General features: G+C 40.9%; 9 protein-coding genes and 1 other RNA gene. 4 read left to right on the top strand and 6 right to left on the bottom strand.

Annotated elements, in window-relative coordinates:
- The first annotated feature begins 110 nt into the window (after positions 1-110).
- Both L1266_RS16015 and L1266_RS16010 read left to right on the top strand, forming a co-directional pair.
- Positions 111-1667, top strand: a complete 1557-nt coding sequence (locus L1266_RS16015; RefSeq protein WP_235377897.1) for an ATP-binding protein — start codon at positions 111-113, stop codon at positions 1665-1667.
- Positions 1668-2401: 734 nt separating this feature from the next.
- Positions 2402-3376 (top strand): transposase, encoded by a 975-nt coding sequence (locus tag L1266_RS16010; RefSeq protein ID WP_235377896.1) that lies wholly within the window; start codon positions 2402-2404, stop codon positions 3374-3376.
- Positions 3377-3821: 445 nt separating this feature from the next.
- On the opposite strand, the gene ffs is transcribed toward L1266_RS16010, so the two are convergent.
- Together ffs and L1266_RS16000 are read right to left on the bottom strand one after the other, a co-directional pair.
- Positions 3822-3918: signal recognition particle sRNA small type (gene ffs / locus L1266_RS16005), an RNA gene on the bottom strand.
- Between the two features lie 136 nt (positions 3919-4054).
- Entirely contained in the window at positions 4055-4924 is an 870-nt protein-coding gene (locus tag L1266_RS16000) for a DUF3014 domain-containing protein (protein WP_138599330.1), read from the bottom strand.
- Positions 4925-5058: 134 nt separating this feature from the next.
- Here L1266_RS16000 and L1266_RS15995 point away from each other — a divergent pair, with 134 nt between their 5' ends.
- On the top strand, positions 5059-6204 hold the full coding sequence (locus tag L1266_RS15995) for a patatin-like phospholipase family protein (protein WP_138599329.1): 1146 nt from the start codon (positions 5059-5061) through the stop codon (positions 6202-6204).
- Positions 6205-6211: 7 nt separating this feature from the next.
- On the opposite strand, the gene L1266_RS15990 is transcribed toward L1266_RS15995, so the two are convergent.
- Positions 6212-8185, bottom strand: coding sequence for a monovalent cation:proton antiporter family protein (locus L1266_RS15990; RefSeq protein ID WP_235377895.1), 1974 nt, complete (start codon positions 8183-8185; stop codon positions 6212-6214).
- Positions 8186-8323: 138 nt separating this feature from the next.
- Here L1266_RS15990 and L1266_RS15985 point away from each other — a divergent pair, with 138 nt between their 5' ends.
- Positions 8324-9220 carry a GGDEF domain-containing protein gene (locus tag L1266_RS15985; protein ID WP_054553099.1) on the top strand — a complete coding sequence of 299 codons (897 nt, stop codon included), beginning with the start codon at positions 8324-8326 and terminating at the stop codon, positions 9218-9220.
- 25 nt (positions 9221-9245) lie between these two features.
- Here L1266_RS15985 and L1266_RS15980 read toward each other — a convergent pair whose 3' ends face one another.
- From L1266_RS15980 to accA, 3 genes are all read right to left on the bottom strand, one after another.
- The gene (locus tag L1266_RS15980) at positions 9246-9590 is read right to left on the bottom strand and encodes a hypothetical protein (RefSeq protein WP_166341542.1); all 345 of its coding nucleotides are present in this window, start codon (positions 9588-9590) and stop codon (positions 9246-9248) included.
- Positions 9583-10893, bottom strand: coding sequence for a tRNA lysidine(34) synthetase TilS (tilS, locus tag L1266_RS15975; protein WP_235377894.1), 1311 nt, complete (start codon positions 10891-10893; stop codon positions 9583-9585). The genes L1266_RS15980 and tilS overlap by 8 nt, the downstream gene beginning before the upstream one ends.
- Positions 10894-10984: 91 nt before the next feature.
- Positions 10985-11941 (bottom strand): acetyl-CoA carboxylase carboxyl transferase subunit alpha, encoded by a 957-nt coding sequence (accA, locus tag L1266_RS15970; RefSeq protein ID WP_054553102.1) that lies wholly within the window; start codon positions 11939-11941, stop codon positions 10985-10987.
- Between the last annotated feature and the right edge of the window lie 16 nt (positions 11942-11957).

Genomic DNA, 11957 nt, shown 5'->3' with positions numbered 1-11957 from the left:
CAATCGCCAACTGGTTGAAGCGATGATCAAAGTGAAGGCGCTAAATAAGATCAACACCCTTGGTCTGCCTAAATATCAGTAAGTTAAGTGAGTTTATTAGAGAGCTGCATTTGATCAACAAGGCCCTCCCTAGTATAAAAAAAGAAATTTACGAAATAAAAGTAATACTAGAAAAGCTAGAAGCAGTAGAAAATTACGACAAGCAAGCTCTCGGCGGTGTAAGAACGACCCTAGCTAATTATGAGGAAAAGCTTGATTTAGCGCTCAAAATGATTGAACAAGGCGCTTCTAGTGAAGCTATTGACGACATTGTAAAAGTTGATGATGCGAAAGCCCTTGCAGCTCTATCTGACTTTGAAAGCCACGTAAACACCATGCTTAAGAAAAAGAGTGTGGCGATTAATGAAAACTTTAAATTTGCATATACAGTTCATATTCTGACGATTGTACTTTTGGCTGGTATTTTGCTCTTTTACTTTAAAAAGCTATCTACCTCATATAAAGAGCAACAAGCTTTAACTGACCAAGCATTAGAAGGGGCAAGAATTAAATCAGAATTTCTTGCTAATATGAGTCATGAAATTAGAACCCCCTTAAATGGTATTATGGGTTTACTACAAATCCTGCAACCTAATGTTCAAAAGCCCCAAAACATAGAAATTGTCTCAAAAGCTCTTTTTTCATGCCGATCATTACTTACTATTATTAATGATATTTTAGACTTTTCTAAAATGGAAGCGAACGAGCTTACAATCGAAAATGTTAACTTTTCTTTGATAAAAATAGTTGAATCTATAAATTCTGATTTTTTACCTATCTGTAACGAAAAGTCTATCGAGCTAAACATTGATATAGACAAAAATGTCGAAAATATATGGATTGGTGATCCTGTTCGTATTAGGCAAATAATTTTAAACCTAGTTTCTAACGCTGTGAAATTCACAGAGCAAGGTGGTATACAAGTTATTGTAAAGAAAAAAGTAAAAAACTTAATCCCAGGTATCGAGTTACAAGTATTAGACACAGGAATAGGTATGAGTGAAGAAGGTTTGGCAAATCTTTTTCAACGCTTTCAACAGGCTGATAATAGTATTACACGCCGCTTTGGCGGCACAGGCCTTGGCATGTCAATAACAACAAACTTAATTAAACGGATGGGAGGTACTATAGACGTTGATAGTAAATTAGGTGAAGGCACACGCTTTACCATATTTTTACCGCTAGAAATAGCAGAGCAGCAGCAAATCATAGAAAGCCCCCATATAACTGATGTTCCCAATCTTGAAGGTAAAACAGTTCTAATTGCTGAAGATAACCCACTTAATACTATGGTCATTCAATCCTTAATGGCCGAAACAAATGCCAATGTTCAGTTTGCCAAAGATGGTCTAGAGGCTATAGATTTATTTAAAAAAATAAACCCTATGCTCGTCCTGATGGATATCCAAATGCCAAAAATGGGGGGGATTGAAGCCTGTGCACACATTCGAGCATTAAACCCTACGACTCCGGTAATCGCGTTAACAGCAAATGTCATGAAAGAAAATATTATTGAATACAAGAACTGTGGTTTTTACTGCCATGTTGGTAAGCCCGTTGAAAAACATCTACTGTTTGAAGCCTTAAATAATGCCATTTCACAGCACAGCCAAAACTTATCTGATTAATAAAAACGGCCCCATAATTAGAGCACATGACTCCAGCACTAACAGTTTAAATCCCAACAGCTAGTGTCTGAGAAATGATAAAAAGACACCCATGTTTAAAGATAATTAATCACCTACTTTAGAGAGGACTAGAGACATCACGTAATTAGACACCCACTTTTGGTAAAATTAGCATATCAATTGCATTTGACTTAGCGAAAAAGATCGCTCATAGTCGAAAAAATCATCAATACACATAAAATCTAATAATAAACACATTTAATTTGCTTGTAATGAAACTATATAGAGGAAGCTTGCAATGCCTTTTCTCAACAAAACCAAGCTTTAACAAATTAGAGAGTAGCAATTTATTATAAAATGCTATGCAAATGTGGGGAGTGCATTATGAATCGCAAGTTAAAATTAATTTATCGTATTATGTTAGCCTCAAAAGTTAACAACTCTAATAAAGAAATTTCTATTGATAACCTAAAACAGAACTGCTGTCTTTCTGAAACCGAACTACTCAACATACTAAAAGAGCTAGAAATAAAGAAACTTATATGTTGGGATTCTAGCAAGTCAACATTTATGATTTCGAGTTAACTTACTAGTTTTAAAGTATAATCAACCTAAGATTACTTGCGAAACAAATTGTCAATTGTTTAACGAAAAAGTGAATAAACTACTTTCTGTTTCTCACTCTTTAGAATTACAGCTAAGCTTATTGTGTTCAACTCATGGAGGAGAAGAGCATGGCAACCCCTCGTAGAAACTTAATTAGCGTTTCAAGCACACCTTACTATCATTGTATTTCACGTTGTGTTCGTCGCGCTTTTTTGTGCGGGCAAGACCCACTAACAGGTCGTTCGTATGAACACCGGCGCGATTGGGTTGAAAAGAAACTACTTCAACTTGGTCTTATATTTTGTATTGATGTTTGTGCTTACGCAGTTATGAGTAACCATACTCATCTAGTACTTCATATTGATATAGCAAAAGCAAATCGTTTGAATAATAAAGCGATTCTGATTAGATGGCACAAGTTATTTAAAAGTACATTCCTTTGCCAACAATTCTTAAATGGCGAATTGCTAACAAAAGCAGAGCTTTCTGCGATTAATGCCAGAGTAAATTTATATCGAGAGAGGCTCAGTAGCATCAGTTGGTTTATGCGCGTTCTTAATGAGAGTATTGCACGACAAGCGAATCAAGAAGATGACTGTAAAGGTCGTTTTTGGGAAGGTCGCTTTAAGTCACAAGCATTACTTGATGAAGCAGCTCTTGCAGCTTGTCTTGCGTATGTTGACCTAAACCCTGTAAGAGCGAAAGCGGCTGATTTACCTGAGCAATCTGACTACACCAGTATAAAAACACGCATTGAGTCAGCTCAAAATAATAAGCAACCAAAATCACTTATGCGCTTTGCAGGTAAACCACGTAAGCATATACCTAAAGGTCTGCCATATGAGCTCAAAACATACCTGCAACTCGTTGATTGGACTGGTCGCTCAATACGAGAAGATAAACCTGGGAAAATCCCAGAAGATGCATTACCAATACTTGAAAGACTAAACATTTGTACTGACAACTGGCTTACACTCACCACTTCCTTTACTCGCTCGTTTAAAAATACTGCTGGTAAAGAACAAGCAATCACAGCTTACACAAATCACATGAAACGAAAACGGAGAAGCTCTATTAGCACTAGTCGTGCACTATTTGCCTAAACCGAAACTCGAAAATGTTTAAAGTGGTCTGCCTTTGAGCTAAGCTTGCCCAAATCAGGCGCTAATCAGACAATGTCTACAGAATCACCTAAACATAACATTTATCTGTAAATTAATTTAGAACGACTAAGCAAGTCGGCTTTAAAATTAGTTATTAAAATACCTACAAAAGTGGGTGTCCGAATAACTTTATTACCTGTACCTAACCAGCTGTGTCATCTTCAATCAAATCATCAACATTGAGCCTGAATTTATATTGTTTAACTTGGGTGTCTAGTTAACCTTTTTTGGGTGCCTAGATAACCTTAAAGTGGATGTCTTGATAACTTAAGAAATAAAAAGCTCAAAGAAAGTTAGATTAATACAAGAATAAAAGATTGGTTCTAAAAAAATTTAAAAGGAATTTAAATGAAATAAGTCACCCAAATAAGATTTTGGGTGGCAGTCTTACCAGCCGCATCTCGGCACACACGTCACACGCTGTGGCTGCTCCCTTCCGGGCCTGACCAGGTTCACCTGCTAGTGTTGCGAGAGGACCAATAAGACTACCATTGAGGGCCTTGTTTGGCGCGGGAGGGATTATCTCTACTTTTAGCCAGTTATTCAAGGGGTATTCGAAAAAGAAAGTGCGATTGCATACTTGGTATACAATCGCACTGTCATTAAGGGGGTTATCGCTTACTTTTCAAGTTCAGCTTTAATGTTGCGCAGCGCAGCTTTCACTTTCTTCATATTTTCTGGGCCCATACGCAGCAATTGTTTCTGCGCATCGGGTAAGTTTTCCCACTCAGAGTAAGCATATTGATACGTAACTGAGTTACGAACGAGTGGCATATCACCTTTTGGCTCTGGCGTATCAAGCAGTACATCAATCGCCTCTTCTAACGTGCCTGTGAATGCATCACCTTCGTAACCAATTTCTGCATAAGCTTCACTGATAAGGGGTTTATATTCATCATACATACGAATAACTTGAGCAGCGCTTAAGCTAGTAAATAGTTTTACGTAAGGCGTATAGCGCTCATAGCTATTTGGGTCGATTGTTAAAATATCGCCCTCGATAACTTTAAACGACTCTTTAGGGCGTTCTACAGGTGCATGGCTAACTGCCACTTTACCTTTTGCGATGTTATCAACGTACACAACACCACGGCGAATAAGATCATCAGTCACCATTAAGCTCATCACTTGGTCGCTTAGTAACTCATCCATGCGAGCAACAACCACTTCATCGCTTTCATTTAACGTTGGTAGTGGCTCAACTTCTGGAACTGGCTCTGGAGTGCGTTCTGGTGCAGTATCTACAACAACGGGCTCTGGCTCAGGCTCTGTCACTTCAGGTTCTGGGTCAGGCTCTGGCTCTTGATACTCAACAACTGGCGCTTGTTCGCTAACAATGTCTTCAACAACTTGCACTGGTTTATCTTCAGGCTTCAATAAAATAAACGCTGCCACACCAGCAACAAGGATAAGCACAACCACCGCAAAAATCAGGTTGTTATTTGATGAACCCTTTTGTACTTCAGGCTCTGACGAATGCTCTGACATAGACACTCCCTTAAAAATAAAACAGATAAAAATACGAAAAAACCATTTAGCCTTGAGCTAATCTTTGCTTCTTCTAGCTTAAAGACTTACAGTTGATAAATAAAGTAAAGACGCACAACTATTTAAATGCAACCATGAGCAGTAAGTTAAAAAAAACACAACACTCTAAAATCGCTTTATTACTAACAGGTGGTGGCGCGCGAGCGGCTTATCAAGTTGGTGTGCTTAAAGCGATAACGCAAAGCATGCCTCGTACAGCACCGCTGCCCTTTACTATTATTAATGGGACATCAGCTGGGGCAATTAATTCCGCTGCATTAGCATGTTATGCATCGTGTGCACATTTAGCATGCAAAAAACTTGAATGGGTTTGGAAGAATTTTTCGACCTCTCAGGTTTATAAAAGCGACTTTTTAAGTGTGTTTTTGCATATTACCCGCAACATGCTTACAAGTTTTCAATCTGAACATATAAATCACCCACCAGCGAGTTTGCTGAACAATAAGCCGCTGCGAAAACTGTTGCACGAAATACTCGATTTATCGCGTATCGAACGAAACCTGCATAAAAACTACCTAGATGCAGTGTCGATTACTGCTTCGAGCTATACCACAGGTGACTCTGTGGCATTTTTTCAGTCACTTACACAAAAACCGTGGCGCAGAGCAAAGCGTGAAGGGCAAGCAACCCGCATAAATGTTGAGCACTTAATGGCGTCGAGTGCCATACCTATGGTGTTCCCAAGTGTGAATGTGTATAACCACTATTTCGGCGACGGCTCTATTCACCAACTTTCGCCACTGAGTCCGTCGGTTCATTTAGGTGCTGAAAAAATCTTTATTATTGGTGTTGATGAACCAAAAGAATTGCATCCGCCGGGTTATCAGCCTCATTACCCTGGCCTTTCGAATATTGCAGGCCACTTACTCGATAGCGTCTTTACCGACACGCTACAGTCTGATTTAGAGCGTTTACAACGTATCAATCGCACGCTGAGCTTATTACCTGCCCGTGACAAACACCAAGAGCTTAAACAAATTGAAACTTGCGTGATCAATCCATCGCAAAACTTTAATGCAATCGCAGCTCAGTTTTATGATGACATGCCCATGGCAATTAAGGTGTTACTACGTATGATTGGTGTTAAGAAACGTTCGCAATCGAGTTTAACGAGCTACTTACTGTTTGAAAAACGTTATACCCAAAAGCTCATAGAAATTGGCTACCAAGATGGCCTTAAAAAGCTACCTGAAATTCGTAAATTTTTAGAGTTGGAGTAGCTAATCGCTACTCCATACCGTCGAGTAAAAACCTCTCTACCCGCTCTACTCGGCGTGGCTTGCCTTGCAGCACTAAAATATCGCCTGCTAATAAAATTGTTTGTGATGAAGGCGCGTCAATTTCACGGTCTTGTCGGCGCAGCGCTCTAACCGACACACGGCGCTGCTCAAGCTTAAGCTCACTAATTTTCTGATTAACCGCATAAGCATGCTCTGGCAGAGCTATAACATGTAAATACTCAAGCCTATCTGAACTGGCCTCTTCGCCATCAAGTTTATCACCAGTGAAAAAGCCATTTAAAAATTTATAACGATTGCGCCGCTCTTTACTAACACGGCGTATGATCCGTGTCATCGGCACACCAGACATATAAAGTACATGCGAAACTAACATTAAACTTGCTTCAAGGGTTTCTGGTACCACCTCAGTAACACCGAGTTCTTTAAGCGTTTCCATTTCGGTATCATCGCGCATTCGAACCAATATCTTTACATCAGGTGCTATTTGTTTGATGGCATCAACAACTATTTGCGTTTGCTCAAAATCGGTAAAGGTAATAATCACCAACCTTGCACGCTCAACGCCCGCTGATTTTAAAATATCTTTTTGATTCACATGGCCAAATATAACCGGTTCACCAGCCGCTTTCGCTTCTTGCAATAAGATAGGGTTACTTTCGACCGCGACGTATTCAATTGCTTCTGGCTTTAAAAAGCGCGCAACAGTTTGCCCTACACGGGAGAAACCACAAATAACGACATGATTTTGATACAAAGGGCTACTTGTCGCGGGCTGTTGCCAGTACTGTCCTGCATGGCTTAAAAGGCCAAGTTTTTTGAGAATAAGCGGTGTTTTTTCAATTAAGTAAGGCGTTAGCGCCATCGAAAGCACGCCAACTGCAATTAAAAACGATGCTTGCTCTGAGCTTATTAACAAATGCTGAGAAGCAAGTGCAATTAACACAAAGCCAAATTCTCCCATTTGCCAAAGCATAATACCCGCTGATACCGCATCTTGCTTTCGCTCCCCCATCACTTGCGCAGCAATCGCAAGCACCGCTATTTTAAATAGCAATAAACCAATTAATACCGCGATGATCCAGTACCAACTATTAAGTACATAAAGCACATCTAGCTGCATACCAACAGTCACAAAGAATAGCCCCATTAATATATCGCGAAATGGTCTAATATCGGCTTCAAGTTGGTGACGATAATGGCTTTCTCCTAACATCATGCCGGCTAAAAAGGCGCCTAACGCCATCGATAAACCAAATAGGTAAGTCAAGCCTGCGGCAAACAAGGCAACCAATAAAGTCGTTAGCATAAATAGTTCATCGGTTCTTACCAGCGCTATTTCGCTAAACACTTTAGGCAAAATCCATTTACCTATGCCGAACAATAAAATACACACTAAAGCACCTTTAGTAAGTGCAAAAGCCAATGCACCGGCAATTTCTTCAGAGCCACTTTGGGCTAGCAAGGGGTAAACAATGAGCAGAGGGACAACAGCAATATCTTGAAACAGCAACACCCCTATTGCCAACTGGCCGCGGCGCTGGTTTAAATCTCCAGATTCTTTAAGTAGCTTCACCACCACCGCTGTTGAAGACAGCGCCATTAAACTAGCAATAGTAAAACTGTTTAAAAGGCTGTGCTCAAGCAGCAGTAAAATTAGCATAAACACTATGCTGGTCACCACGACCTGTAAGGAGCCAAGGCCAAATACAATATTGCGCATTGCCATTAAACGCGGCAATGAAAACTCAAGCCCTAAGCTAAACAGTAAAAACACAATGCCGAGCTCAGCAACAAAGTGCATTTCATGGCTTTGCGCCATCCAGCCAATACCATGACTCCCTGCCAGTACACCTGTCGCAAGATAAGCAAGAATGGGTGGTAAACCAATTCGCTTGAAAAACCAAACAAATAATACGGCAGCGACGAGCAAGCCAAACACTTGGATCAGCACATTTTGCAAGCAATCAACTCCCTAGACTTGGTGACAAAACTGGTTTCTCTTTTAAATATAGCAACCATCTGTTTTTCGGCCAGTTTAAAAATATGGCACAAATCTCGCTACATGGGGGTATCTAAACACTCCGGGGGGAGAATTATCATGGAAAATGTCCATATTTTGACGCAGCGGGTGTCTGCGCGAGGCGAGTTTCTGCCGTTTTCGGCAGAGCATTACCGAATAAATGAAACAAATAGTCCACACGATTTGGTCGCAAAGTTACAAACCACGTTATCAATCGAAGAAATTTTGACTATTTTTGCCGAGCACGCAAAGCAACTAATCAACTTATCTGGCTTACAGTTCCAATCTGCACTCGGAGTGTCACAAAGCGCAGGCAGCGATACCAGCCAAACACCGTACTCTTTTGATTTAGATATCGAAAGTGAACGCTTAGGGCAGCTAATTTACTTTAGTCAGTTCCCTATGGGTAAAGCGATTGAAGCAAAATTAAAGCAGCTTCATACTGCCCTCGTTTACCCATTACGTAATGCGCTTATGTACACCCGCGTATTACGTTTAGCGACTAAAGATGCGCTAACAGGCTTAAATAACCGTAGTCAATTTAATGACAGCTTGGCACAAAAGCTAGAACGTTGCCGCCGTCAACATCGCCCATTTAGCTTAATGTTGCTTGATTTAGATAACTTTAAACAAGTAAACGATAACTTTGGTCATAAAATTGGCGATGATGTGCTACAAGAATTTGCTAACGTACTACGCAGCAGTGTGCGCGGCACTGACTCGATTTTCCGCTTTGGTGGAGATGAGTTCGCATTATTAATCGACGACCCCGAGTTTACCACCAATAAGGTGATAGCTGATCGCATTATGAGCTTAGTTGCTAACTCAGGGTTGATGGCTCAATATGATGTAACATCAAGCATTGGTTATACGCTAGCCAACAACCAAGACTGCGAAAACGAAGTGTTTGCCCGTGCTGACAAGGGCCTCTATAAGGCAAAAGCAGCAGGAAGAAACTGCGCAAGAGCTTACTAATTGAGTAAAAGCCTAGCATCCCCCGCTAGGCTTTTTTGTTTATAAGTTTATAACCAAATAATACTAACCAAAAACCAGCGAAGAAGCCGCTTAATAAGTAAAGCAAGGCAGCCATGGTGGTAAGGGGCGATACCATCACTAATGCCAGCGGCGTAAGTACGCCCAGAATAAAGAAAATACCGCCTTTGCCTGACCAGTAACCTAGCAGCAATAATGAGCATACTAGGCCGCCAGCTAGTGCATAAAAAAGTGTATTTATTGTCAGCTCTGTATAAGCAAAACCAGCAATTACAGCCACTAGCACCGACAACGCAAAGCCAAGTGGTGCTTTATTAACTAGTGATAAACCTACATGAGGTTGTTCACTCATAGAGTGTCTCCCAAAGAATTCCATCTTCAACACTGTGCTGTTCACTAACAAAGTAGCCAACAACTTGCACAAGTTGATCGTTATAAAAAATTAGTGGTGTCTGCGCACGTAACCAAGGAGCTACTTTGGCATCTTTAAACCAATGTTTTAAGGTGTTTGAGCCGGGTTTATGTAAAGGTTTGATACGTGCTTGCGGCTTATTAAATTCAACCCTTACTTGCTCATCGGGCTTTGGTTTTCTAATACCCTTACCCTCTTTCACTATTAGTTTTCGGCCATCAATCAGTTCAACGCTTTGCAAAGCAATATCCATCGCCTCAGGTATTGGCTGCTCTTTCACAAAGTACCAATGCTGCTGATGCCGGCGAACATCACCGCTTTGCAAACAAATTTTTAGCTGGGCATCGGCTTTTGCCGTTAAACCTTGCTCAATAATTTGCTGTAGCTGATTCTCAGAAGGTAGTTGATGGGTAAACTGATTCAGCCACGCACGGACAAGGTTTGCTTGTCTGGGCTTACTAAACCTCGCTATTGCCTCGCAGCTTAAACCACCCTGTGAATTTTGGCAGTGTGTAAGGTCGCTTTGCGTATATTCATCGAGCAGTGATTGCTGCTTTTGTAACAGCCGAATACTGCGCGCTGCACTTTTTTCAAACCCTTGAAAACGCTCCATTAAAATAGGCAGAACCTGATGACGTAAAAAATTACGGTCAAAGCGCTCATCAACATTTGAATCATCGGTGATATGGGTAATAGCAAATTCATCGGCAAATTGTTCAATTTGCTCACGCGAGATATTAATCAAGGGTCTAAAACACACACGCCCAGACGCTAACAATCGCGTTTGTGGCATTGATGCTAAGCCCTGCAAGCCTGAGCCACGCTTTAGACGAAGCAAGAAGGTCTCAAGTTGATCATTTAAGTGCTGACCAAGCAGTATTACACTACCTGGTATACAGTTTTCGTCGAGTGCTTGGTATCTTGCTTCTCTTGCTTGTGCCTCAAGTGATGTACGCGAGCGCACATAAATTTCAACGTGCACCGCTTTAAATGCGACATCGAGTTCTTCACATAGCGATTGGCAAAACCCTTGCCACTCATCAGCATACTTGCTCAAACCATGATTAACATACACAGCTTCAATTTTAAGTTCTGAGTGCTGCTGTTGAGCTTGCTTCATTAAATGTAACAATACAACCGAATCAACACCGCCAGATAAGGCAACGCTAAAGCAACTTTGCTGAGCGTTCAGCAAAGGCAGCAATTGTGCTAAAAAATGGTGGTATAAATCTGATGTTTGCATTAAAAACCAATGAGTATACAAGCGTCTTTGTTATCGGCATTATAAAACAAAAAAAGCCGCAAAAGCGGCTTTTTTCAATTTTAAGCTGTGTTTAGCAATAGCCAAACGACATTAAACGTTTGTAACGCTGATCAAGCATTTCATCTAGTGAAAGGCCTTGTAAATCAGCTAGGTCACGTTTAAGTTGGTTTTTGAGATTACGCGCCATCGCATCGTAATTCCGATGTGCGCCACCAAGTGGCTCATCAATTACGTTGTTGATTAAATCAAGCTCTTTAACACGTGCAGCTGTTACACCCATGGCTTCTGCAGCTAATGGTGCCTTGTCTGCGCTTTTCCATAAGATTGATGCACAACCTTCTGGCGAAATTACAGAGTAAGTGCTGTATTGCAACATGTTAACGCGGTCGCCCACACCAATAGCTAATGCACCACCAGAACCACCTTCACCGATAACAGTACAGATAGTTGGTACTTTTAACGCAGCCATTACTTTAAGATTACGCGCAATTGCTTCACTTTGACCACGCTCTTCAGCGCCAACACCTGGGTATGCACCAGGGGTGTCGATAAAAGTCATGATTGGCATTTTGAAACGCTCAGCCATTTCCATTAAGCGTAATGCTTTACGGTAACCTTCTGGCTTTGGCATACCAAAGTTGCGTTTAATTTTTTCAGCCGTGTCACGCCCTTTTTGTTGGCCAATAACCATCACTGGTTGACCTTCAAAACGTGCAACACCACCTAAAATAGCTGGGTCGTTAGCAAAAGTACGGTCGCCTGCTAATTCGTCAAATTCCGTGAAAATGCGCTCGATGTAATCACGAGTATAAGGACGCAACGGATGACGGGCTAACTGAGAAACCTGCCAAGCACCTAATTCAGAGAAAATTTTCTCTTTCATTTCAGCACTTTTCTCTTTTAATCGACTGACTTCCTCTTCTAATCCAAGGTCTAATTCGCCAGCGCGGCTTACATTTTGTAATTCTTCAATTTTTGCTTCTAATTCAGCGATTGGAAGCTCAAAATCAAGATAATTGAGGCTCATGCTCTAAACTACCTAA

Origin of the sequence: Pseudoalteromonas sp. Cn5-37 (assembly GCF_021532495.1) — a bacterium.
GTDB lineage: Bacteria > Pseudomonadota > Gammaproteobacteria > Enterobacterales > Alteromonadaceae > Pseudoalteromonas > Pseudoalteromonas simplex.
The sequence above is the reverse complement of the archived record's forward strand: the minus strand, read 5'-3'. Positions and strand labels throughout refer to the sequence as shown.